The 24,641-nt window shown below is 41.6% G+C and carries 25 protein-coding genes and 1 tRNA gene; 16 read left to right on the top strand and 10 right to left on the bottom strand.

Features of this window, described 5'->3' with window-relative positions; genetic code table 11:
• Window positions 1-642: 642 nt before the first annotated feature.
• A complete protein-coding gene (locus tag A3775_RS23365; RefSeq protein WP_156481554.1) occupies window positions 643-840 on the top strand; it encodes a hypothetical protein in 198 nt (65 codons plus the stop codon).
• A 125-nt stretch (window positions 841-965) separates the two neighbouring features.
• Here A3775_RS23365 and murI read toward each other — a convergent pair whose 3' ends face one another.
• The 4 genes from murI to A3775_RS25355 all read right to left on the bottom strand — a co-directional run bounded on the left by murI (window position 966) and on the right by A3775_RS25355 (window position 6,811).
• Window positions 966-1,829, bottom strand: coding sequence for a glutamate racemase (murI, locus tag A3775_RS02825; RefSeq protein ID WP_066381553.1), 864 nt, complete (start codon window positions 1,827-1,829; stop codon window positions 966-968).
• Window positions 1,830-1,985: 156 nt separating this feature from the next.
• A complete protein-coding gene (locus A3775_RS02820) occupies window positions 1,986-3,848 on the bottom strand; it encodes an N-acetylmuramoyl-L-alanine amidase (RefSeq protein WP_066381547.1) in 1,863 nt (620 codons plus the stop codon).
• A gap of 261 nt (window positions 3,849-4,109) precedes the next feature.
• Window positions 4,110-5,954, bottom strand: coding sequence for an N-acetylmuramoyl-L-alanine amidase (locus tag A3775_RS02815; protein WP_066381545.1), 1,845 nt, complete (start codon window positions 5,952-5,954; stop codon window positions 4,110-4,112).
• Between the two features lie 524 nt (window positions 5,955-6,478).
• The gene (locus A3775_RS25355; RefSeq protein ID WP_066381543.1) at window positions 6,479-6,811 is read right to left on the bottom strand and encodes a hypothetical protein; all 333 of its coding nucleotides are present in this window, start codon (window positions 6,809-6,811) and stop codon (window positions 6,479-6,481) included.
• Window positions 6,812-7,129: 318 nt separating this feature from the next.
• Between A3775_RS25355 and A3775_RS02805 the strand changes: the two genes are divergently transcribed.
• Complete coding sequence (locus A3775_RS02805; protein ID WP_066423753.1) at window positions 7,130-7,876, top strand: SIMPL domain-containing protein; 747 nt, start codon at window positions 7,130-7,132, stop codon at window positions 7,874-7,876.
• Window positions 7,877-7,930: 54 nt separating this feature from the next.
• Here A3775_RS02805 and A3775_RS02800 read toward each other — a convergent pair whose 3' ends face one another.
• Complete coding sequence (locus tag A3775_RS02800; RefSeq protein ID WP_066381539.1) at window positions 7,931-8,290, bottom strand: single-stranded DNA-binding protein; 360 nt, start codon at window positions 8,288-8,290, stop codon at window positions 7,931-7,933.
• 373 nt (window positions 8,291-8,663) lie between these two features.
• Here A3775_RS02800 and A3775_RS02795 point away from each other — a divergent pair, with 373 nt between their 5' ends.
• The 4 genes from A3775_RS02795 to ribD all read left to right on the top strand — a co-directional run bounded on the left by A3775_RS02795 (window position 8,664) and on the right by ribD (window position 12,758).
• Window positions 8,664-9,671, top strand: coding sequence for a rod shape-determining protein (locus tag A3775_RS02795; protein ID WP_066381537.1), 1,008 nt, complete (start codon window positions 8,664-8,666; stop codon window positions 9,669-9,671).
• A gap of 92 nt (window positions 9,672-9,763) precedes the next feature.
• Window positions 9,764-10,585, top strand: a complete 822-nt coding sequence (mreC, locus tag A3775_RS02790) for a rod shape-determining protein MreC (protein ID WP_066381535.1) — start codon at window positions 9,764-9,766, stop codon at window positions 10,583-10,585.
• A 17-nt stretch (window positions 10,586-10,602) separates the two neighbouring features.
• Window positions 10,603-11,208 (top strand): rod shape-determining protein MreD, encoded by a 606-nt coding sequence (mreD, locus tag A3775_RS02785; protein WP_066381533.1) that lies wholly within the window; start codon window positions 10,603-10,605, stop codon window positions 11,206-11,208.
• A gap of 344 nt (window positions 11,209-11,552) precedes the next feature.
• A complete protein-coding gene (gene ribD, locus A3775_RS02780; protein WP_066423852.1) occupies window positions 11,553-12,758 on the top strand; it encodes a bifunctional diaminohydroxyphosphoribosylaminopyrimidine deaminase/5-amino-6-(5-phosphoribosylamino)uracil reductase RibD in 1,206 nt (401 codons plus the stop codon).
• A 69-nt stretch (window positions 12,759-12,827) separates the two neighbouring features.
• Here ribD and A3775_RS02775 read toward each other — a convergent pair whose 3' ends face one another.
• The 4 genes from A3775_RS02775 to A3775_RS02760 form a co-directional block, all read right to left on the bottom strand.
• Complete coding sequence (locus A3775_RS02775) at window positions 12,828-13,043, bottom strand: hypothetical protein (protein ID WP_066381529.1); 216 nt, start codon at window positions 13,041-13,043, stop codon at window positions 12,828-12,830.
• Window positions 13,044-13,568: 525 nt separating this feature from the next.
• On the bottom strand, window positions 13,569-13,955 hold the full coding sequence (locus A3775_RS02770) for a 6-pyruvoyl tetrahydropterin synthase family protein (RefSeq protein WP_066381527.1): 387 nt from the start codon (window positions 13,953-13,955) through the stop codon (window positions 13,569-13,571).
• Window positions 13,956-14,430: 475 nt separating this feature from the next.
• Window positions 14,431-14,646: a DUF433 domain-containing protein gene (locus A3775_RS02765; protein ID WP_339373710.1), complete on the bottom strand. Its 216-nt coding sequence runs from the start codon at window positions 14,644-14,646 to the stop codon at window positions 14,431-14,433.
• A tRNA-Gly gene (locus A3775_RS02760) sits at window positions 14,622-14,693 on the bottom strand. Before A3775_RS02760 ends, A3775_RS02765 begins: the two co-directional genes overlap by 25 nt.
• 300 nt (window positions 14,694-14,993) lie before the next feature.
• Here A3775_RS02760 and A3775_RS02755 point away from each other — a divergent pair.
• The 10 genes from A3775_RS02755 (at window position 14,994) to ureG (ending at window position 23,535) form a co-directional block, all read left to right on the top strand.
• Complete coding sequence (locus tag A3775_RS02755; RefSeq protein ID WP_066423749.1) at window positions 14,994-15,206, top strand: hypothetical protein; 213 nt, start codon at window positions 14,994-14,996, stop codon at window positions 15,204-15,206.
• A 137-nt stretch (window positions 15,207-15,343) separates the two neighbouring features.
• Window positions 15,344-16,219: an Npun_R2479 family HD domain-containing metalloprotein gene (locus A3775_RS02750; protein ID WP_066381524.1), complete on the top strand. Its 876-nt coding sequence runs from the start codon at window positions 15,344-15,346 to the stop codon at window positions 16,217-16,219.
• Between the two features lie 122 nt (window positions 16,220-16,341).
• Window positions 16,342-17,460, top strand: a complete 1,119-nt coding sequence (locus A3775_RS02745) for an ABC transporter permease (protein ID WP_066423747.1) — start codon at window positions 16,342-16,344, stop codon at window positions 17,458-17,460.
• A gap of 270 nt (window positions 17,461-17,730) precedes the next feature.
• Window positions 17,731-18,162, top strand: coding sequence for an arsenate reductase ArsC (locus A3775_RS02740; RefSeq protein WP_066381520.1), 432 nt, complete (start codon window positions 17,731-17,733; stop codon window positions 18,160-18,162).
• Between the two features lie 23 nt (window positions 18,163-18,185).
• Window positions 18,186-19,994, top strand: a complete 1,809-nt coding sequence (locus A3775_RS02735; protein ID WP_066381762.1) for a PAS domain S-box protein — start codon at window positions 18,186-18,188, stop codon at window positions 19,992-19,994.
• A 105-nt stretch (window positions 19,995-20,099) separates the two neighbouring features.
• A complete protein-coding gene (locus tag A3775_RS02730; RefSeq protein ID WP_066423745.1) occupies window positions 20,100-20,915 on the top strand; it encodes a radical SAM protein in 816 nt (271 codons plus the stop codon).
• A 26-nt stretch (window positions 20,916-20,941) separates the two neighbouring features.
• Complete coding sequence (locus A3775_RS02725) at window positions 20,942-21,565, top strand: 4Fe-4S single cluster domain-containing protein (RefSeq protein ID WP_066381510.1); 624 nt, start codon at window positions 20,942-20,944, stop codon at window positions 21,563-21,565.
• 199 nt (window positions 21,566-21,764) lie between these two features.
• Window positions 21,765-22,208, top strand: coding sequence for an urease accessory protein UreE (gene ureE, locus A3775_RS02720; protein WP_066381508.1), 444 nt, complete (start codon window positions 21,765-21,767; stop codon window positions 22,206-22,208).
• The gene (locus A3775_RS02715) at window positions 22,186-22,875 is read left to right on the top strand and encodes an urease accessory protein UreF (protein WP_066381506.1); all 690 of its coding nucleotides are present in this window, start codon (window positions 22,186-22,188) and stop codon (window positions 22,873-22,875) included. The genes ureE and A3775_RS02715 overlap by 23 nt, the downstream gene beginning before the upstream one ends.
• Window positions 22,876-22,914: 39 nt before the next feature.
• A complete protein-coding gene (gene ureG, locus A3775_RS02710; RefSeq protein WP_066381504.1) occupies window positions 22,915-23,535 on the top strand; it encodes an urease accessory protein UreG in 621 nt (206 codons plus the stop codon).
• On the opposite strand, the gene A3775_RS02705 is transcribed toward ureG, so the two are convergent.
• A complete protein-coding gene (locus A3775_RS02705) occupies window positions 23,532-24,323 on the bottom strand; it encodes a phosphate ABC transporter ATP-binding protein (RefSeq protein ID WP_066381502.1) in 792 nt (263 codons plus the stop codon). The genes ureG and A3775_RS02705 overlap by 4 nt on opposite strands.
• Between the last annotated feature and the right edge of the window lie 318 nt (window positions 24,324-24,641).

Here is a 24,641-nt window from a genome sequence, read left to right as displayed (position 1 = left end):
TAATAAGAAAAATTTATTTTATTTTTTGAAAAATCACATATTAATTATTTTTATGAAATAATTCAGTTTTTTGTTTTTGTGTCACCCTCTAGAAAATTGGAAATTTTGCCTCAAAATTGGCTTGGTTGTGTTAGGCTATAACCTAGGAATTTAAAAATTTTCAGGTATTCACCCCACAACAGTAGTCGCTCTCTTTTTGAGTGACATGACTATTTTGGTGTTGTGAGCCATAAATATCATTCGTCAAAGCCAAATTTCAGCAAGTATTTTCTGGAATCTGCCCTAGGACGAAAAAATCTTAGTTAGGAGCTTGGCGATTTTCTTGAGAAAATTTGCCATTAAACTTCATATTGCGTTGAGCGTGAGTATGGCTCCTAGTGTCAAGATGTCAACAAAAATCAAGCAGACTAGGTAGGCTGCTGAGGAGTGCGGTATTGAGTTGCTGTTTAGCAATTTAATACCTGTCATCGGATGTATGGTCTGCAAATAATCCCATAGGAAATTCTTTGTCATTAGAGAATTATATCTCTATGGCAGAGTTTGGCGTAGAAAAGTATAGCCACCAAGATGGTATTTGGTTGGTTGACTTTTTGCTAATTTTATGCAATTTGATTATGGATTTAAAAGGGTGCTGGTGGAACAATGACTTACGGGAATATGCCTATGATGATTTTTATTTTAGCGGCGGGTTATTTGTTCACTGTCTACCTATTATTGGGTTTAGCCAAACGCATCGGCAAAAAACCTGTTCATGAGAATGTTTCTCCAGTGCCTTTAGAAAAAGAACCAGAGGAATTACCCCTAACGCCAACAGTGACAGAAATAGTTAATAGTCAGTAGAGACGCGATCAGAAGTGGAAGAACGAGCGTAATAGCGTCTGTACAATCGTTATTATCCATCATTCGTGATGGACTTTGGACTGTTGACCATTAACTATTAACTAATTTTCAGCTAAAAAATCTTGCTAGAGTTGGGAAACTGGAACACTAGCCCAGTTTACCGACTCAACCATTGGGGTACAACCTAGCCACTGCACTCCAGATTGAGCAAACTGTTGGGGACAGCCACTCACGACAAAGCGAGTGGGTAGGGGGGGGTGAGTGTTGCTTAAACCTAGTAGGTCTAATTCTTGGCTACAGGCTGTGACGACATGAACAGCCGGATCAATAATTTTAACTTGGGAAGGAACAAGCGATCGCACCACAGGCGCGAGCAAGGGATAATGGGTACAGCCGTAAACCAAAGTATCAATGTCTTGTTGCAGCAGAGGTTCTAGATAAGACCTAGCTACCTCAGTAGTGTAGGGATCGTCAATCCGATTTTGCTCAATCAGTGGTACAAACTCAGGACAGCCGACTTGCCACACTTCCACATCCGGGTTAATTTCTAAGATAGCGTGCTTATAGGCATTACTTTTAGCTGTGGCTGGAGTGGCGATTACACCAATACGCTTACCTTGTTGTGTGGCTGCTTTCGCACCAGGAAGAATGACTCCGAGAATCGGAATCTTGTATTCTTCCCGGACTATTTCTAGTGCGAGAGCAGAACTGGTGTTACAAGCCATGATTACCATTTTGACGCGTTGCTGTTGCATCCAGTCCAGAATTTCGCGGACAAACTGTAAAATGTCTGCTTGCGAACGAATGCCGTAGGGTAGCCTAGCGGTATCGCCAAAGTAAATGATTGATTCGTGAGGTAATTGCCGATAGAGTTGACGCAATACCGTCAACCCACCCACACCACTATCAAAAACACCAATAGGAGCGCGTTGAGGCTCTTGGTCTAAAAAATTGTAAAGATTACCTTCAAAGCCGGAAGATGAATACACAGGCAAATACTGATGGAAATTTGGGGATTTAAAATACAGAATTTAGCAGACATTTTGCTAAATGACTATTAAATTCTGTATGCACACCAATTTATGATTTGTACTATGTTCTTACATTTTGACATCCTCAAACCCAATTTTTTGGTAATGAGATTTTTAGCCTCTCTTTAAATATTGCAAAATACCACGAGCGATCGCCTCTGCCATTCGATTCTGATATTCCGGTGAACCCAATCTAGGATTATCTTCCCGACCTGACATATAGCCTGTTTCTACTAAAATCGATGGCATAGAACTCTTTCTGAGGACGTAAAATCTAGCTTTGCGTGTACCTCGGTCTTTAATAGTGCCTATACTTTGCAGAATACTCTTGCGGACTGATTCAGCTAGAGCATAACCACTTTCGTAATAATAGACTTCTAAACCATTGACATTAGGGCGATTTTCTACAGAATTACCATGAACGCTGACAAATACTGTGGCATTAGCTCGTTCAGCGATGTCTACTCTACCCTGGAGTTCTACAAAGAAGTCAGCATTCCGTGTTAAGACAGTTTGCACTCCATTCTGCTCCAGAATCTCAGCAATTCTGCGGCCAATCGGTAACACTACATCTTTTTCTAATAACCCACCCAAACCAGGCGCGCCTGAGTCTTTACCGCCATGACCGGGGTCAATCACTACCACAACTTTACCTCTGGGAACAGAGGGACTGGGTACTGGCTGAGATATGGTTGGAGGATTATCTATATTTGGCTGTGGTAATTGAGCTTGGGAAGTTGATGATAAAGGTGGTACAACTACAACTTGTCGTGAGCCTTGTAACTCTAGTGCTAACAGTTGATTGCTGAGTTGATTGAGTTCTCCAATTTGTACTCCTGCGGCTGGTTGTACCAACAGCACCACTGTATTCGGTGCTTGGGATTGCAGTCTTACCCGAAGAATGGGACTATTGGCTGTAAATTCTGGGCCTTTGACTTTGGCAGCTAACTTAGCATTGTTAATTGTGATGCGAAACAATCCAGAGGTTCTATCCCAACCACTTTGAGTAGTTACAGGTTGGTCAGAGCGAATCAACAATTGCGTACCGTTATTAGCTAGTTCTACCGCTTGAATGGTAGCGGGTGAGTTGGTGGTAGATAATATGAGGTTTGGGCTATGCTCGTTTGGTAATCTGACCTGAGTTCTATGAGGCAGAACCACAAATCCACCGACACTACTGGTGCTTACCCGCCAATCTGGACTGTTTTGATCCACCTGCATTGTCAGGCGTACAGATTGGGGTTTGTTTTGTAGCTGGGTAAATTGAATCCGACTCACACCATAACGATTGATCGTCAAATCCTGCTGACTGAGAGTAGGTGATAAAGATGCGCCAGCAACATCTATAGTAATCGCCTTTTTATCCTCAGTCCGATTGACTTGAATTTGCGGATTACCGCCACGAGTGCGGATGAAAAAACCATCTGCTGTCACTTGTAAGTTTTCAATTTCAGTGACAGAGGCGACGGTGTTGACCTCTGTTGCTGGAAGATGGGGTGTAACAGAGTAAATATTTCTGTAAATATTTTTCTCAGGAGAGTTAGAGGGTAGTTGCTGGGCAATTTCTGGGGTATCTATGACGTTTTCAGCTACGGGTGTGGGTAACTGTACCGTCCATCGATTAGCAGTCACACCAACAAATTTTACTTCTTGGGGGTTGAGGGTGTAACCAGGAGCCAACTCCACAACGATTCGTGTGGTTTGTGGGTCAAACTGGCCTACCCGGACAGCGCGAATGGCACCACCTATCGGTTGCGTGGACTGTGGTCGCCCAAATGTTACCCCAGGCAAATCAATCACTAAACGTGTGGGGTTGAAAATCAGTTGTGCTTGGGGTTGAACTGCGCCTGTGGTGTTAATTTGCAACCGGTTGTGCTGGGCATCAAACCGCCAAGAATCCAACCGCGCCGCTAATGCTGGCGACGATAGTAACATCACAGTTCCAACTGTACCGGATAGTAGCCAGTGTAATTTCACAATTCTTGCTCCTGATTCGCATGATTAATCTCTCAAAACATTTGCAAATCCTCACACCGTCACACCGTCATCGTTCTCACTTTTATAGGTGGCAAACAAATTTTGTGCTGGTATAAAACGCATCTAACTAATGGCGTTAAATTATAGCAGGCTCTCTAATTTTTGCCATTGTATTCTCTACATAATTTTTCCTGTCTGTGATTTGTCAGTAAATTCGGATGTTTTCAGTGGTTTTACTATCCTTATCCGTTTTAATTACACTTATCGTTTTAAGTAGTTAAGAATACCACGAGCGATCGCCTCTGCCATTTGATTTTGATAAGCTGAAGTTCTCAACTTAGCGGCATCCTCTCGACCAGTCACAAAACCTGTTTCCACCAAAATAGAGGGCATAGAACTTTTTCTGAGGACATAAAATCTAGCTCGTCGTACTCCCCGATCTCTGACATTGACACTTTGGAGAATGCTCTGATGAACTGCACGCGCTAAACCCAGACCACTGTCGTAATAATATGTTTCCAAACCATTAACTTCTGTTCGTCCGCCGCCGATGGCATTGGCGTGGATACTGACAAACACATCAGCATTAGCTCGTTCGGCCATTTGGACTCGTCCTGGTAGACTAACGAAGTAGTCAGAATCTCTGGTCATCACTACCTGCACGCCGTTTTGTTGCAAAATCTGAGCAATGCGTTGGCCAATGGGTAAGATGACATCTTTTTCACGTAATCCACCAATACCAATTGCACCTGGGTCTTTACCACCATGTCCAGGATCAATTAGCACTATGACTTTACCTCTAGGAAGTGGACGGGTATTTGGTTGGGGTACAGGTATAGGATTTCTCGCATCTGGTAGTTGTTCGGGGATGGGAGGTAAAGGTGGTGTGGCGATCGTCCGACGCGAACCTTGTAATTCCAAAGCCAAAAATTGACTACCGACTTGATTGAGTGCGCCAATTTGCACTCCTGCGGCTGGTTGGACTAAAACAACTACAGTATTGGGGTTTTGGGTTTGTAACCGGACGCGCAGAATCGGACTATTAGCTTTAAAAGTCGGGCCTTTAACGTTAGAAGCTAACTTCGCGTTAGGAATAGTGATGCGGAAAAGACCGGTTGTTCTATCCCATCCACTGGTAGCAGATGTCGCTTGATCAGCGCGAATCAGTAATCGATTATCTACTAAGTCAATAGATTGAATCGTAGCTGGTGCTTTATTTGCAACTGGTCTGCTGGGTAAAGTAATATTGTCGGAATTGTCAGAATTATCATTATTATCATTTCCTGACAATCTCACCACGCGACTGGGGAGAACTACCAACCCGCCAGCACTACTCTTGGTAACACGCCAGTCAGGACTATTTTTGTCTACCCGCAAAGCCATGCGAACAGAGGGGGTGCGGGTTTGGAGTTGAATAAGTTCTACTCGGCTCACACCATGCTTGTTGACGGTAATATTACGCTGGGTGAGACGGGATGATAACCTGGCATCAGGGATATCGATAAAAATTGTAGCGCGATCGCGGCTGCGAATCATCTGAATATCAGGATTCCCGCCACTGGTACGGACAAAAAAACCATCCCCAGTTACTTGTAAATTGTCGATTTGAGTTTTCCCGCCGACTGCACTGACAACATTATTAGAAAACTCTGGTTTAGTCTCAGATTCTAGAGTGACTCTATTGTAAACATTTTCAGAGGTAGACTCGGCTTGCTCCCTTGTGGGAGTGGGTAACTGGACTGTCCATCGATTAGCAGTTACACCCACGAATTTTACCTGTTGGGGGTCGAGGTTGTAACCAGGAGCCAACTCTACAACGATTCGTGTGGTTTGTGGGTCAAATTGCCCTACCCGAACAGCGCGAATGGCACCACCTATCGGTTGTGTGGACTGTGGTCGCCCAAATACTACCCCAGGCAAATCAATCACTAAACGTGTGGGGTTGAAAATCAGTTGTGCTTTGGGTTGAACTGCGCCTGTGGTGTTAATTTGCAAACGGTTCTGCTGGGCATCAAACCGCCAAGAATCCAACCGCGCCGCTAATGCTGGCGACGAAAGTAACATGACAGTTCCAACAGTACCAGATAGTAGCCAGTGTAATTTCACAATCCTTTCTCCTGATTCACATTCATGAGAGTCATCAATATCTCAACATATTGGTAAGTTGTCACACCTTCACCACCTAATTTTGAGTCTTGATACCTTCTCTGACTGGGGTGCTAGTATAAAAAAAGCAAATTAATAGCTTATCCTCACAGTATTCCCGCAACTTTTGCCTGAATATCAGGACTTATAATTTACCCTACAAAGCATCAGATGTAACACTGAGTTGGCCAGAGATGAAGATTGACTGAATTGATTGTTAGTAATTGGGTTTTTTAGATTAAAACTCCAAGTTGTGTTAGCTGATATGACAAGATTTGCAGTTATTATCTTTTACTTGCTGAATAAACATCTAGATTAGGACTGAGAAGTGAGACAAAACTGGCAACAAATAACATTCCAAATGATAGTAGCAATGGGACAACAAATAAAATAAACAATTTCAGGGGACGGAGTATAGAGTACAGAAGTTTCCGCCGGATTGGGGAAGTAGGGAACTGGGAAAGCAGGAGACTGGGGACTAAAAATCAATGAGATGCTTGTGGTTGCCTATTCCCTACTCCTCTAGAATGAGTTGCTTTGAATCTTTTGCCATGTTGTGTGATTTTGCAAGACAAGAGGAACTTAGCCGGGGAAGGGCTAATCAGGTTGTGAGAATAACCGTGATCAATCATTGCCACCCCTATTAGTTTAGAGAGTACGTCACTGGTAGCAGGGACACCAGAAAATACCAATTCGACTTCCCCCTTAAGTATTATGCCCACACCAGTCGCTAGGCGGTTGATTTGGGACTGACCAAAGACGCTGAAGCCTGTGATCACTTTACCGAAAATTGCTACGACAATCAGGAAAATTGCCACAAGTGAACCTTTGCTGCTGGTATTCCTCAGCCGCTTTGTGTTGTGAGTGCATCAGCTATGTAGGATGCGTTAGGTTAGCGTTACCCATCGCACCTTTGTCAAGTAGTGCTTTAAGGATTTTTTTTGGTTGCTAAAAATGTAACCGTTTCAGTTTTTGACTATAACGGTGTCAAAGTTGGAACAGAAAAATCGTATTGCGTCATGCTATGAGTTTTATACAAATCTCATGGGGGATGTTGACTATTAAAAATTAATGGAAAACTAATAAATACGGTGGAAGTATCCGTAAAGATTCTGGATAGGAGTAAAAATAATTGTATGCTTAGAGTCGCTTTGTTGCGTTCTCGGTTGTTTGCTGGGAAATTTTGGCAAACTTTACCGCTAACGTTGTTCATCTTTGTGACTTTTGTGCAGCCTGGAATAGCGCAAGAAAAAGAAAAAGTCTGGCGGACTTTAACTGTGACAGGCCGCGGTGAAGAATCAATTCCCACAACTTTGGCACAAGTCAGTCTGGGGGTAGAAATTCAAGGTAAAACGGCTCAAGAGGTACAGCAAGAAGCAGCACGTAGGTCTGCGGCGGTGGTGGCTTTACTGAAAAACCGGAATGTGGAAAAATTACAAACTACTGGCATTCGCCTCAACCCAGTTTATAGTTACACCAATAATGTGCAGCGCATTACTGGTTATGCTGCCAGTAATACTGTGAGTTTTCGAGTTCCTAATGACAAGGCTGGGACATTGTTAGATGATGCGGTGAAAGCAGGTGCAACCCAAATTAATGGTATTCGTTTTGTGGCTACTGATGAAGCGATCGCATCTGCTAGACAACAAGCTTTAAAAGAAGCTACCCAAGACGCTCAACAACAAGCTAATGCTGTTTTGAGCAGTCTAGGTTTTCAAGCTAAAGAAATAGTAAGTGTTCAAGTAGGTGGTGCAACTGCGCCTCCACCCCCAATGTTATATCGCGCTGAGGCTGCTAAGTTAGCTAACGCCGACGCTTCCACACCTGTAATTGCTGGTGAACAAGAAGTTGAAGCATCGGTAACGTTGCAAATTAGTTATTAGTTATTAGTCATTAGTCATTAGTCAATACTTGGGACTATTGACTAATGACTCTTGTTAAAAATGTTCTGGGGAGTAGTCTCCACCTGCGTCTCTATCTTGCTTGGAACCTAACAACTCTAATTGGTCTACTTGTATAACTGGTGTAGAACGTAACATTCCAGTTTGAGCGTCATTCCAAGTATTGAACTTTAAGGAACCTTTGACAGCAATTTGCTTACCCTTTCGGACGTAATTACCTGCTATCTCTGCTGTTTTTCCCCATAGTTCTAAATTGAACCAGTCAGGCTCATCACTATTACGGCTTCTACGGTCAACTGCTAGTGTTAATCTACACTTGACGCTGCCCGACTCAAAATATTTCAGGTCTGGGTCAGTACCTACCCGACCAACTAGGGTGACTATATTAATATTCATTTGATTGATTTACCTTTTAGTACGCACGTACCTGTTTGTCTTGAATTTGATCATAGCGAATTGTCATTCTCTTGCAAAGCGTTAAAAAAATCACAAAAAAATTAGGTATAAAAATCAGCAAAATTCTTGGGAGAAACTGAAAAAATATACGGATATACCTAATTAGTCCCAGAATATCAAAGACATAAACGCCTACGATTAAGTAGGTGTTAGCACAACTGTTCATAAAACAGTGCATTGGACTGGACTCTGACACCAAAAAAATAATAGAATCCAGCTCGATTCGCTCTAACAGTTGTAGTCTAGAATTATCGCAAATTAGGGGGCGTAGACACGCGTGGGTCTGTTTAGGAACTTTCGCTCATCGTGGGATATGGGTATCGACCTCGGTACTGCCAATACTCTCGTTTATGTATCTGGTAAAGGTATTGTACTCCAAGAACCTTCTGTAGTGGCAATTGATCAAAATGAAAAGGTAGCCATAGCAGTAGGTGAAGAAGCTAAAAAAATGCTGGGTCGTACACCTGGAAATGTGATTGCAATGCGACCTTTGCGAGATGGGGTGATTGCTGACTTTGATACGGCTGAGTTGATGCTGAAAAGTTTTATTCAGCGAGTCCATGAGGGACGGTCGTTGATATTACCTCGGATTGTCATTGGGATACCCAGTGGTGTCACGGGTGTAGAAAGACGAGCCGTGATGGATGCAGCAGCTCAAGCAGGGGCAAGAGAAGTATATTTAATTGATGAACCAGTAGCCGCCGCAATTGGTGCGGGATTACCAGTGGCTGAACCGACTGGGAACATGATTATTGATATTGGTGGTGGTACTACAGAAGTTGCCGTTCTCAGTCTCCAAGGGACTGTATTAAGCGAATCAGTACGCGTTGCTGGTGATGAATTAACCGAGTCGATCATCATGTATCTCAAAAAAGTGCATAACTTGGTGATTGGAGAACGGACTGCGGAAGACATCAAAATTCGCATTGGTTCTGCCTACCCCACCCATGATGATGATGACGCAATCATGGAAGTCCGAGGTTTACACCTGCTATCTGGTTTACCCAGAACTGTCACCATCAAAGGGGCAGAAATCCGTGAAAGTATGCTAGAACCTCTATCTGTGATTATCGAAGCGGTGAAGCGGACACTAGAACGCACGCCGCCGGAACTGGCAGCAGATATTATTGACAGAGGTATCATGTTGGCAGGGGGTGGAGCATTGCTTAAAGGCCTTGATACCCTGATTAGCCATGAAACAGGAATTGTCACCCATATTGCCCACGATCCTCTGAGTTGCGTTGTCTTGGGAACAGGTAGGGTGTTAGAAAACTTCAAACAGCTAGAACGCGTGTTTAGTGGACGCTCTCGCAATATGTAACTCAAAAAAGTTTGGATATTGGGTTCTATTGAGCTGTAATTTGGGTTCTATCAAAATAGAATCCAGTATCTTTTGAATTTATAGAAACAGATATGGTAACAGTACGTCGTTGGTGGGATCATAAAGCTTTACAGGTGAGTTTACTAGCTTTAGCTTTGGGTGGAGCTTGGATACTGCGTCAAACTCAGGGCGAGTTTTTAATGGAAGCATATCAAGTTATTAGCAGTCCGTTACAGATGTTGTCTCCAGGCATGACTCCAGAAGAACGTCAAGCAGAACTGCTGCGGGATGCTCAATTTATGGAGTTACAAACCCGCATTACCGAATTGGAAAGTCAAAACAAAAAACTGCAAGATTTATTAGGTTACGTTGCAAAAGAACCTCTGGCATCAAGACCAATTCCTGCTAGAGTTATAGGGCGCAGTGCTGATCATTGGTGGCAACAAGTTACTCTCAACCGTGGCTCAACATCTGGGATTCAACCAGGTTATATTGTTAAGGCTGAGGGTGGATTAGTCGGTCTAGTAGAAAGTGTCACTGCCAACACTAGCCGTATTTTGTTAATTAGTGACCTGAAAAGTCAAGTAGGTGTAACAATTAGTCGCACTTCTACTAAGGGGGTGCTACGGGGAGACTCTTCCGCCGAAGCTGTGTTGGAGTTTTATGAAAAAGTCCCAAGTGTGAAAGTGGGGGATTTAGTTTCTACATCTACGTATAGTCAGAGATTCCCGGCTGGGGTACCAATTGGGCGCATCAAGTCTTTAGATTTGAAAAAACTACCTGCTTCTATCGCTAGGGTTGAACTGTTTCCACCCATCAGAACCCTAGATTGGGTAGCTGTATATCCCAAACCGCAAAACCTAGATTTGGAAAACCAGCAGTCAGCAACCCAAAAAACGCACAAGTCTAATTAAATAAGTTTCCCAAAATGATGAAGTTACCTTCATTGAATGGTAAGTCAAAACAGCCAAAACGCAGACCCAAAAAGCGAAAAAGGTCTTTAGCGGATTGGCCTCCTGGTTTGTTGCATCTGCTAGATTGGGCAATAACATTTGCATCTGTAGTTTTATGTTTGTTATTGTTACCAACCCGACTTCCAGGGATGGAATTATTAGGGATTGGGCCTAATTGGTTGTTAATCTGGGTGGTAGCTTGGAGTATTAACCGCTCAGTTTGGGCGGGAACCTTGGCAGGGATTATTTTAGGTTTACTTCAGGATGCTATGACATCGCCAGAGCCTTCCCATGCCATCACTTTGGGGCTGGTGGGATTGATAACTGGGATGCTTCAAAAGCAGCGATTTATCCAAGAAGATTTTATTTCGATTGCCTTGATTGTGTTTGTGATGGTAATTGTGGCAGATGCTGTTTTTGGGTTGCTGTTAACTATAGCAGGCGATCGCTCCACAGAATACATCTGGGCATATTATCAGCGTGTCACCTTGGCTTCTGCTATTCTCAGTAGTTTGTGGGCTCCTGTGCTGTATTATCCCCTGAATCGTTGGTGGCAACGGCTGAAAATGGTTAATAGTCATTAGTTATTAGTTATTAGTCATTAGTCATTAGTCATTAGTTATTAGGGACTGCCAGATCAAAAAATATCTAAAATGTAGGGTGCGTCAGTACGAGAAACCCTAGCTATACCAAGCAAATATTCATCCTGACGCACCCTACTAACAGTCGATTTGGATAATTTATTTTTTGGTGTTCCCTTAGTTATTAGTTATTAGTCATTAGCTGTTCTCTCCCTGCTGCCCTGCTTCCTCCGCTTCCTCTGCTTCCTGCCCGAACCTATCCCCAATCTTAGCCTGGGGATATTACTGTGTCAGTATCGCCATAAGAGCATTTAGGGTGCAGAATATTTACAGTAATGCCCAAAATTATGGATAACTTGCCAGTGGTTGCTCAAGCAGGTGCATACCAACCTCAAAATAATCAGGAACAAGAAGTTTTAGTGCGATCGCCTGTCGATTCCGATTCATCAACACAGCAACAGGTAGGAAGCGACTTTGACCGTGCTATGATGCAACGGTGTTTGGAACTTGCCCGTCGTGCTTTGGGACGCACTTCACCGAATCCGTTAGTGGGGGCAGTGGTTGTTAAAGATGGGAAGATTGTCGGGGAAGGTTTTCATCCCTGTGCAGGTGAACCTCATGCCGAAGTTTTTGCCCTCAGAGCAGCTGGAGAATTGGCTCGTGGTGCTACTGTATATGTGAATCTTGAGCCTTGCAATCACTACGGACGTACTCCCCCTTGTTCGGAGGGTTTAATTCAGGCTGGTGTAGCTAAGGTAGTGGTGGGGATGGTTGATCCTAACCCTTTGGTTGCTGGTGGTGGTATTGCGCGGTTACGGGCGGCAGGAATCGAGGTGTTGGTGGGGGTAGAAACGGTAGCCTGTCAGCAACTCAATGAGGCTTTTGTTTACCGGATTCTTCACAAACAACCTTTAGGGATTTTAAAATATGCCATGACTTTAGATGGTAAGATTGCCACTACTTCCGGTCACAGTGCATGGGTAACAAATCAGGCGGCTAGGAGCGAAGTTCACCAACTGCGAGCTGCTTGTGATGCGGTGATTGTGGGTGGTAATACCGTCCGTCAAGATAATCCTTATTTAACTAGCCATCAGCAGGGGGCGCACAATCCTTTACGGGTGGTGATGAGTCGGCAACTGAATTTGCCAGCAGATGCCCGTTTGTGGCAAACTGCGGAGGCTCCGACTTTGGTATTAACAGAAGTAGGTGCTAATCCCGATTTCCAAAAACTGTTGCTCAATTATGGCGTGGAGGTGTTAGAGTTACCATCGCTCACACCACAAGCCGCAATGAATTATTTATATGAGCGAGGTTTTTGTAGTGTGCTATGGGAATGTGGTGGTAAATTATCCGCTAGTGCGATCGCTCAAGGGGCAGTACAAAAAATCTTAGCTTTTATTGCTCCCAAAATTATTGGCGGTAATCATGCACCCACACCTGTAGGTGACTTAGGTTTGACTACTATGACTGAGGCACTGCTTTTAGAACGTGTCCGTTGGCGCGTAGTTGGTTGTGATTGTTTAGTGGAAGGTTATTTGCCGCCACAGCATTAATCAGTCAGTCGTTCATAGTTAATCGTGATCACGATTAACTATGGACTATTTATCATAGTTCTGTTATTATTAACACTGTCTTTCATAAGCAATATCACGGATGAGAGATAGCCGAGATTGAATGTAGTCCACTAAAAAATCAGTTTCGTGGGCATCTAACAAAGCTTGTGTTGTAATTTGGTTTGCCAACCATTGCACCAAGCTAGCATCATCCATCTGCAAGAGGATCTTGCTTTGGGAGTTTTCCACTATAGCCCAGAGCTGACGCAGAATTTTAGGAGTCATCAGACCTCAATTTAATCATTAGTCTAGCTGTTTTCAGATTACACAATTACAACCGCAAACCACGCCATTTACCTACAAGTTGAGACAACTATTATTAAAAACTTAATATAGAGTTTTAAAACTTGATTAAGTTTAAGCATAAGGCTACTACACTACATAGTTTACACAACTTCACAAAAATCCGAGATTCATGGTTGAATAATCAAATCTGAAAGTACATTCTTCAGGATGGATAGGCTTTGAGCCATGAAAACAAAAAAATGTGTGCAATTAGTATTCATGGACATAGATAACAGGTGACAGAAAAACTATTTGTTTAATTCTGTCTGAGGAATTAGAAAGTAAATTTGCCATATAGAAATACTAGCATCATATAACCAATGAATTGTGATTAAAATTTAGTAGGTTGCGTCAGTAGGAATAATCTTTTTTCATGTCGGGAAATTACTGACGCGCCCTGCATCTGGAAAATTTTATTATGTGGAAATTCCTGATGCACAATCAGCCAAAATGATTTGCACTACATCAATCTTCGTATTCTACCCAGCTATTAGGTGTTTCAGAAACATGAACTTTTAACTGTACATCTGGGGGTAGTCGCTTTTTAGTTTCATCATAGATATACTTGGCGATCATCTCTGCCGTTGTTTCATATTCAGGAGGCATGACTTCGTTAAGCACACCATGATCAAGCCCTCCTTTTGTGATATCTTGTTTAGCCCAACGTAGCGTTCTAAAATCAGCTACCATCACCGGATGTGGGCAGTATTGGGAAGCGTGGAGTTGTGTAGATGTAGCTTCAATGCGGACTTGATAATTATGCCCGTGCATCCGACCACAGGGGCCATTATAATCTTTGATGTAGTGAGCAGCATTAAAAGCAAATTCTGTGACTACTTTCCATTTAGGCATTTTAATATTCACCTCTGAGTTATGATTAAATTAATTATGATTTCACCTTATCTGATTAGCGGTATGAATCGAATATCTACAAGTATTACTTAATACTGGGTTGGCTGGTGTAAGAGCGATCGCTTGCAACCATTACACAGTATTTAGTTAAGCTTGTGCCGTTAACAATCAAGCAATATTAGCTCTATATCTACCATGATGTGGTTTTGATTGATTGCCAACATCCAAGCTCAGGTAGAAACTTTTGTCAACCACTCTGTAGCTGCCATCATACTTAATTATAAAGGGTAGGTTTAAAACCTGTGTTAAACCTACCTTTCATTAATCAAGACGATTCAATTAAGAAAATATAATATTAGCTTTTGCTTGTTTGTAGTGGGGGCTGGTTCACGGGGAACCGTGTTAATAATTGATGATATCTATCTATTGGGTAAACCTGCTCTTTAGCTAATCATGCTGCATACATTAATGATTGCTAAATATCCTCTGGTTCCAAATAAGGATAGTCTTGGATAATTTCCCCTACAGTTTTACCATTCGCGACCAAATTTAAAATTAAAGCAACTGGGACACGCATACCACGAATACAAGCTTGTCCCGCTATAATGTGAGGGTCAAACGTAAATTTGTCAATGCGGACAAATAATTTGGCAATCGACATCAAAAAGCGGGCGATGGGACTCGAACCCACGACGTTCACCTTGGGAAGGTGACATTCTACCACTGAATTACGCCCGCAAAATTATTCAGCTAAATTATAGCATAATTACCCGACTATTAACTGAAAAAACTAGAATTTACATTTGCTATTAAACTTTTAGTAGCATTAAAGGCTGGATTTAACTTATGTAACACCATAGAATTGTATCATCTTAAATTGAAGTATACTTAATTGGGTAATTGATGAGCATAAATAATGATTAATTCAATTGAAGTAAATATAAATCTTTATTAAAGTGGGTAAATGAATCCCCATCTTGTAACGGTGAAGCACAGGAAAATCGTGATTTTGTATCATCATCGCTCAATCACACATTCATGGTATTTAGATCACCGCCATCCAGTGAAAAAAAGTGGAAGATGGAGAGTGTGGAGATATATGGAAATTTTAACTGTTTTTGGTTGATGTGTCTGATTTTATTGCAACTGCTTACTGGGTTTGATGTCGGCAAAATCTTACTGTCGCCAACACCTCACGCATTAACTGACTGTGATTGGGGGGGTGCAGCACCAGAGGCGATCGCAGTATAAACATAACTAGCACGTACCGTCATCCGTGAGTTAAAAAAGATCAATCTGCATTTTGTTAAACTCCATTGAGAGAAATTGTAAATGTAGATTGTTGTTAATACCCTATCAATAATTTCTATCCCACCTGAGCCGCAACTATGTTCAACGCCACTGAGATTTTAATTGATGCGTTTGTCAAACAACTGAGAGAGGGCTACAGCCGTACTTATGGCTGTCTAAAAAATGATTATCAAGACATCATCGCTTGGGCTGGTAATATGGCGTTGGAAAACATAGCCAACAGTGATGCACTCTATCACAATGTCGAACACTCCATATTAGTTACCCTTGTCGGTCAGGAAATTCTACGCGGTAAACATATCCGTGAAGGTGGTGTTTCCAGTGAAGACTGGTTACATTTTATTATTTCCTTATTATGTCACGATATTGGTTATGTTAAAGGAGTTTGCCGACAAGACCAAGAACATGAAAACTTGTATGCCACAGGTAAAAATGGTGAAATGATTACTCTGCCGCCTGGGGCTTCTGATGCTAGTCTGACACCTTATCATGTAGACAGAGCCAAACTGTTTATTGATGAGCGTTTTGGCGGACATAAGCTGATTGATGTGGAGGTAATTAAAAGGAATATTGAGTTAACAAGGTTTCCAGTACCTAGTGCGGAAGATCATCAAGATACAACTAGCTTTGCCGGATTGGTACGTGCTGCTGATTTAATTGGACAATTAAGCGATCCACGTTACTTAAAGAAAATCACTTCTTTATTCTATGAGTTTGAGGAAACCGGAGTTAGCAAAGATTTAGGCTATAAAACGCCTGCGGATTTACGGAAAAATTACGCCAAATTTTATTGGAATTGCGTTTATCCCTATATTCAAGCTGGGCTGAGATATTTATCTCTGACACAGCAAGGACAACAAATTATTGCCAATCTCTACTCAAATGTATTTGTGGTTGAACATGAGAAAAACCTAGAAGAACAAAAATACTTAGTTAAGGAATTACAAGCGTAATCAAGGCAGTGGGGGAGCAGGGAGACAAGGGAGACAAGGGAGAATTTATTCTTCAACCCAGTCAACCGTCAACCTTCCCCAATGACTAATGACTAATAACTAATGACTAATGACTAATAATTATGAATTGGTGGCAAAGACTTCAAAAAAATCCATTGGCGCGATTTGGGGCAATTTTGCTATTAGTTTTCTATATAGCGGTAATTGCTGCTGATTTCGTCGCCCCTTATAACCCTTATGCGTCACAGCCTAATGGTTCACTATTACCACCAACTAAAATTTATTGGGTTGCACCACAATCGGGTAAGTTTATCGGCCCTCATATTTATCCTACAACTCAGGGAGACACCGACTTACAGACAGGCGATCGCAAACTAATTGTAGACTTCACCCAGCCATCGCCAGTGCGGTTGTTTGTCTCAGGGCCAGAATACCGACTGTTTCAACTCAGTTTACCACTACCTCCTAAATGGCAGGAAGTCACTATTATCCCAGGTATTCCCTTAAACTTGCATTTGTTTGGCGCAGAGGGTAACGCTAAATTAAATATCCTAGGAACTGACGAACAAGGACGGGATCAATTTAGTCGCTTGCTGTATGGGGGGCGCATTAGTCTGTTTATCGGTATTGTGGGAGTTTTGTTTACCTTTCCCCTGGGCTTGCTCATAGGTGGTATTTCTGGTTACTTTGGTGGTTGGGCAGATAGCGTCATCATGCGCGTGTCAGAAGTGCTAATGACTTTCCCCAGCATTTATCTGTTAGTTACCCTAAGCGCGGTTTTACCAGCCGGATTATCCAGCAGTCAACGCTTCTTACTTGTTGTATTAATTACTTCGGTAATAAGTTGGGCAGGATTAGCTAGAGTAATTCGCGGACAGGTACTATCAATTAAAGAGCGGGAATTTGTCCAAGCAGCCAGAGCAATGGGCGGAAAACCAATTTATATCATTGTGCGCCACGTTTTACCGCAAACTGCTACTTATGTAATTATCTCTGCTACCTTAGCCGTTCCCAGTTTTATCGGTGCGGAAGCCGTCTTAAGTCTCATTGGTTTGGGTATTCAACAACCTGACCCATCTTGGGGTAATATGCTGTCTCTAGCCAGTAATGCTTCTATTTTAGTTCTACAACCTTGGTTAATTTGGCCGCCAGCCGTGCTAATTATTCTCACAGTCTTAGCTTTTAACTTACTCGGTGATGGGTTAAGAGATGCTCTCGATCCTCGTAGTATTAAAAGATAGACACGGCATATTTTGCGGAACTCAGATCCCCGACTTCTTTGAGAAGTCGGGGATCTATTTCATCGTCATTTTATCTTTAATTAAGTTATTTCACATAACATAATTGAATTTCGTAATAGTAATCTTTCTGTTAAATCAAGGTTAAGATAACATTATTAATTCCCTATTTATTCCCCATATTTACTGAGATTTATGTGCTTTCCCGGAAGACTATGATTTTTGATTTGACTTAAAATTTATCGAGCATGATAAAATTTATGAAATTCAAATATGCAAAAACCATTGTTACTTATACTCTGCACAGGTAATTCTTGCCGGAGTCAAATAGCAGAAGGAATTTTAAATGAATTAGCAGATGATTTATTAACAGTACATAGTGCAGGGATGAATCCAGCCGAAAAAGTTCACCCTTTAGCTGTGAAAGTAATGCAAGAAATTGGTATAGATATTTCTCAAAACTATTGTAAACATATCAACCAATTTTTAGACCAAAAAATTGATACTGTGATTACAGTGTGCGATCACGCTGATCAAAGTTGTCCTTCTTTACCTTCAGCAGTCAAACGTCATCATTTTGCCTTTCCTGATCCAGCAGACGCAACGGGAACGGAAACCGAAAAGCTGCAAGTATTCCGACAGGTGCGGGATGATATCAGCAAGTTACTTTTAGCATACATAGCAGGAAGACGTGATGCTCTATAATACTCTGAGCCGGAGTGATGGGTATGTTAGATGACTCACTCAAGTTACCATTAACTATGTTTACTGCTTTGTCAGAACGCTCAGATTTATTGATGGCATTGACGGATAGAACCGGGCGAATTGAATGGGTGAATCAAGCATTTATTGAATACACTGGTTTAGCGATTGATTTGCTTATAGGAAAGAAATTTTTTACTGTCTTAGCTGCTAACTCACCAGAGAATTTTCAACAAGCTTATATTCGGGAACAAATGATAAAAGGAGAAAGCTTTAAATTTGAGATTTCTTATTTATCGCCGGAGCAAAAAGAGCGGTGGTTATTAGTAGATGGAGAACCCATACAAGATGCAGAAGGGATAACAAATAAATATGCTGTTATGTCTAGTGATATTACTGTGCGGAAGCTGACAGAAATAGATTTAGAACAAACTAGACAAAGACTGAAGCGATTAGTAGAAGGTGTGAAATTAGTTCCTTGGGAAGCAGTAGATATAAATCGTAAGTTTACTTATGTAGGGCCGCAAGCTATAGAATTATTTGGTTATGAGTTAGTACAGTGGTATAAGCCAAACTTTTGGTATTCACACATTCATCCTGAAGATTTGCCAGAAGTTGTTTCTCATCACCAGGATGTACTATTAAATCAGGATGATTATATAGTTGAGTATCGGTTTTTAACTGCTGATGGGCGGTGGGTATGGGTAAAAGATATTGTTACGGTGGCGCGATCGCCTGAAAATGTGACACAATTATTTGGCTTCTTACTAGATATTAGTCAACGCAAACAAGCAGAAATATCTTTACAAGCTGCGCTCAAACAATTAGCACAGACAAATCAAGAATTAGAATTTCGGGTACAGCAACGCACTTTAGCTTTACATCAAGAAAAGGAAAAATTAAAACAAACTTTAGAGCAGTTGCAGAAAATCCAAATTAAACTAATTCAGAGCGAAAAAATGTCTAGCCTCGGTCAACTTGTAGCGGGTATTGCTCACGAAATCAATAACCCAGTTAATTTTATCTACGGCAATATCTGTTATGCTACTGAATATACTCAAGACCTGCTGCACCTATTGCAATGCTATCAACAACATTATCCTCATCCAGCACCAACATTAAAAGCAGAACTTGAGTCAGTGGAACTGGATTTTATTATCGAAGATTTACCCAAGTTGTTATCTTCGATGAATGTAGGTGCGGAACGAATTCGAGAAATTGTCTTATCTTTGCGTAATTTCTCCCGCTTGGATGAAGCCGAATTCAAAGCGGTAGATATTCATCAAGGTATTGAAAGTACCTTGATGATTTTGCATAATCGCCTCAAACCTAAACCAGATTGTTCAGAAATTCAAGTAATTAAAGAGTACGGTAAATTACCCCTGGTAGAATGTTATGCGGGGCAACTGAATCAAGTATTTATGAATTTGATAGCTAATGCTATTGATGCTTTAGAAGAAGTAGTGATTAACAACCCTAAATTTCATCATAAACCACAAATTTATATTTCTACAGAAATCACCCATCAGCAGCAAGTAGTGATTCGCATTGCAGATAACGGCCCAGGAATGAGCGAGGAAATCATCAGCCGTGTTTTTGATCCATTTTTCACCACCAAACCTATAGGAAAAGGAACTGGTTTAGGATTATCTATTAGTTATCAAATTATCGTAGAAAAACACCAAGGTCAATTAAAATGCTCGTCTTTACTCGGTCAAGGTACAGAATTGATTATTTCTATTCCAGTCAAACACATCAATAGTCCTGAGCAGGGAGCGGAGGGAGCAGAGGAGCAAGGGAGAATAACTGTTACCCAGTCAACAGTCAACAATTAACCATCAACAGTTAACACTTCCCAGTCCTTCACAAGTTCCTCAACTTTTAGTTCTACATTTTTGGTAGTCAAATTTAAACGATCGCCTCACTAGCGGTCAAACAAAATGAACGCCATAGAATCTACACAAAATCCCCGCAGTTCCTTTGTCTACGGGCCTGTGAAATCCTGGCGATTTGGGCGATCGCTCGGTATAGACCCGATTGGTGCGGTGTCTACCTGTTCTTTTAATTGTGTTTATTGTCAATTAGGGGTAATACAAGATTATACCACACAGCGTCAGATTTTTGTACCAACATCTGACATACTCAGTGATTTGCAAGCACTATCCACTGATGAACAGATAGATGTGATAACTCTCAGTGGCAGTGGTGAACCAACCTTAGCATTAAATTTAGCGGAAATTTTAGCGATCGCCAAGCAGGAAATCAAAAGACCTACGGTAGTATTGACTAACAGCACATTACTAGGCGATCGCATGGTACGCCGTGCGTTACAACTAGCGGATATTGTTGCTGTCAAATTAGATGCAATTTCGTCAAATCAATTGCAGCGCATCAATCAGCCAACAGAGACAATCAATCTACCGCATATCCTGGCTGGTATCGAGCAATTTAGAGGGGAATATTCAGGACAATTGGCTATCCAAACCATGTTGTTATCACCCTGGACTACGGAAATGATCGAAGACTATATCCAACTCCTCCAGCGTCTTCATCCCGATGAGATTCAACTCAACGTTCCGGCTCGTCCTCGTGTTTTGGTTCGCCAATTGGATGCTAGGGGAAATCATGCGGTTGAATCTTCCAACGCCGCATTTCGCAAACTCAAATGTATCAGTGCTAACGTCCTCAAAACTGTAGCTGATGCTATTTACGATGCAACCAGCATTCCGGTGCGTTGCGCCCCGATAGCTTTGTGATCATTCACCATTCAAAGGAGAAACCAATGCAAACCAAGCCAACCAACCTATCTTTTTCAGTCCCAGAAATTCCCTCTGGCTACCTGAACATTATGGGTTACATTGATGAATCAGAAGTGAATGGCCCCGGTTGTCGTGCTGTCGTCTGGGTTCAAGGTTGTCCCCGTGAATGTGCTGGCTGCTTTAATCCTGACTCTTGGACATTTGAAATTAACCAATTAGTCAGCGTTGATAGTCTTGTTGAGCAAATTTTAAGCAAACCGCAAAATCAAGGCGTAACATTCTCCGGTGGTGAACCCTTTTGGCAAGCACCAGCATTAGCAGAACTAGCGCGAAAACTCAAAGCTGCTGGTTTAAATGTCATGTCCTTTAGTGGTTTCACCCTCAAAGAACTGCAATCTGAATCTGCACCTCCAGGTTCTCAAGCCTTGTTAGAACAACTAGATATTTTAATTGATGGGCCGTTTGTCCAGTCTTTAGCAATAAATTCTCCAGATTCCCCGGTTTCCTCTCGGAATCAACGAGTTCATGTCTTCAATCCGGCTTTTGCTGATAAAATTACTTGGGCTAGCGACCAGATAGAAGTTCACATCCTCAAAGATGGTAATCGGATTGTCACCGGTTATCAAGGTTGGCTGGAGTGGACGTAGAGGGGGCTGGAAATCAATTCAAAATTCAAAATACCCTACGGGAAGGCAAGCCTACAAAATTCAAAATTGTTGACTGGGGATTGAGTAAAAGTTAGTAGGGTGCGTCAGTACGAATCATTTCTGGGAAGCTTAAGAGTTTCTCTGACTGACGCACCCTACATAGACTGTACAATTCTCCCAGAGGCAATTGTGATTGATCATGCTGACGTTAACCCAACGTAAACCACCAAACCCTGATGCTGTAGTCGCTTTCACCTTAGCGTTAACAGCCGAAGAACGTACTCGTAGCCGTCACCGCTTTGACACAGCAGATGGTAAGGTAGTATTTTTGCGTTTACCTAGGGGAACGGTGTTGAGAGATGGGGATATTCTCCAAGATGAATCTCACAGCAGTTTGATTAGAATTGCGGCTAAACCAGAGCCAGTTTTAACCGTTGTGGCTTCCACTCCACTATTATTAATGCGGGCTGCATACCATTTAGGCAATCGTCATGTACCTGTAGAAATTACCACCAACTATTTACGTCTCTCGCCAGATCCAGTATTATGCAAGCTGTTACAACAAATGGGGTTAGAAATTACTGAGGAAATTTCACCCTTTCAGCCAGAATTGGGCGCCTATGGACACCATCACCCTCACTGATAGCCATTTCTTGCATATCTTACAACTAGCTAGCTCGGCTTTACCTGTGGGAGCATATAGCTATTCGGAAGGTTTAGAAACTTTAGTAGAAAATGGCATAATTACTAATCAAGTCAGCTTGCAAGCATGGTTAGAGTCGGAATTGCGTTATGGGGCGATTCGTTTAGAAGCGGCGGTGATGCTTAGAGCTAGTGAGGCGACTGTCAGGGGTGATGTAGAAGGTTTGCGTTATTGGAATATGTGGTTATCTGCTGCTAGGGAAACTCAAGAGTTACGTAATTCTAGCTTGCAAATGGGGCGATCGCTCATGCAGTTACTTGCTAAAATACAACCACAAGTTTTACCCTTGGTCAATGCTGTAGGTAATCCTAGCAATTATGCGATCGCTTTTGGCTTGGCGACTGCACATTGGCAAATTGATCATCAAGCCGCTTTGCTTGCATATCTGCACAGTTGGGGAACTAATCTAATTACTGCTGGGATTAAACTCATCCCCCTAGGACAAACAGCCGGACAAGAAATGTTACTACAGTTGCAACCATTAATTAGTCATGCCACAGTAGAAATTATCTCTTTAGCAGATGATGACTTGGGCTGTTGTAGCTGGGGTTTGTCTTTGGCTAGTATGCAGCATGAAACCCAGTATACCAGGTTGTTTAGAAGTTGAAAATTCAAAATTCAAAATTATATTGATTTTAGTTGACTTATGAATGCTTTTCGTGTAGGTGTAGCGGGGCCGGTTGGTTCGGGGAAGACAGCTTTAGTTGATGCGATGTGTAAAGCTTTGCGCGATCGCTATCAACTTGCGGTGGTGACAAATGACATATATACTCAAGAAGACGCGCAGTTTTTAGTGCGTTCTCAAGCCTTAGCGAGCGATCGCATTCTCGGCGTAGAAACTGGCGGTTGTCCCCACACTGCAATTCGTGAAGATGCTTCCATGAATTTGGCAGCAATTGAACAACTAGAACAGCATTTTACTAACTTAGATTTAGTGTTTTTAGAAAGCGGTGGCGATAATTTAGCCGCTACCTTTAGCCCTGAATTAGTAGACTTAACAATTTATGTAATTGATGTCGCTGCTGGTGATAAAATTCCCCGCAAAGGCGGCCCCGGTATTACTAAATCTGATTTATTGGTAATTAATAAAACAGATTTAGCTCCCTATGTAGGTGCAGATTTAAGCGTTATGGAACGGGACGCTAAAAAAATGCGCGGTGATAAACCCTTTGTTTTTACTAATTTAAAAACTCAATCAGGACTCAGAGAAGTGATTGACTTTGTTTGCAAATACAGCACTTTGCAAGTAAATAAAGTACACATTTAATATGACCCAATTCGAGTTAAAACGTATTCACGAGTACGAGCATCAAAAGGACTGCTAAAAATTTTATTGGTAGTACCAAATTCAACCAATTGCCCAATCCGATGTTCATTGAGGTTAAAGTAGGCTGTAAAATCCGATATCCGGCTGACTTGCGGTAAATTGTGACTAACTATGATCATTGTTAATTCAGAGCGCAAACGTAAACTCTGAATTAAATTCTCTACTTTCATGCTAGCAACAGGATCAAGACCAAAACAAGGCTCATCCATAATAATCACTTTTGGCTTAACAGCTAAAGCACGAGCAATACAAAGTCTTTGTTGTTGCCCACCAGAAAGTTCTAAAGCTGATCGATGCAATTTATTTTTCACTTCATCCCATAAATCAGCATCTTTCAGGGCATTTTCGACAATTTCATCAATTTCAAATTTAGGTCGCCATCCTACCAATTTTACCCCATAGGCAATATTATCATAAACACTCATGGGAAAAAGATTTGGTTTGGGAAGCACCATACTCACTTGGCGACGTAACCGATTTAAATTAATTCGACGCTCATAAATATTTTGGTTAAAAAATTCTACCCTACCTTCAACCTGTACCTCTGTTTCTAATTCTTTCATGCGATTGAGACATTTAACGAAGGTAGACTTTCCACAACCGCTAGGGCCAATAATTGCCGTAACTTTACTTTCATGAAAATCTATAGACACACCTTCCAGTATTTTTTGATTGTCACAATAAAAGCTAAGATTTTTGACTCTGATGGCTGGAATTACTTTATTCATCCTGGTACAACTTGTGCAATAAATATTGACTCAACAAATCAGGAAAAATCAGTGCTGTTGTTTCACTATTTGCAAAGCCAATATGGACTCGCTATGATTCTCTAAACAGAAAAATAAGGTTCATGTATAGCTAAATCACAGCATTGAGCAGAAGCAAATCAATAACAAGATTATTGGCTGGGATAAAATATTTCTAACCTCATTTAATTATGTGGTAAGTAAACAAAACAAAACATTATGTAATTCTTGTATATTCATGGTTTTCAATCACTGATAAATTTCTTAGTTTTCAATCATCATCTGAATTATGTCATGTCT

Source organism: Anabaena sp. 4-3, assembly GCF_001597745.1.
In the GTDB taxonomy this organism is placed as follows: Bacteria; Cyanobacteriota; Cyanobacteriia; order Cyanobacteriales; family Nostocaceae; genus Trichormus.
This window is presented reverse-complemented; position numbering and strand designations above follow the sequence as displayed.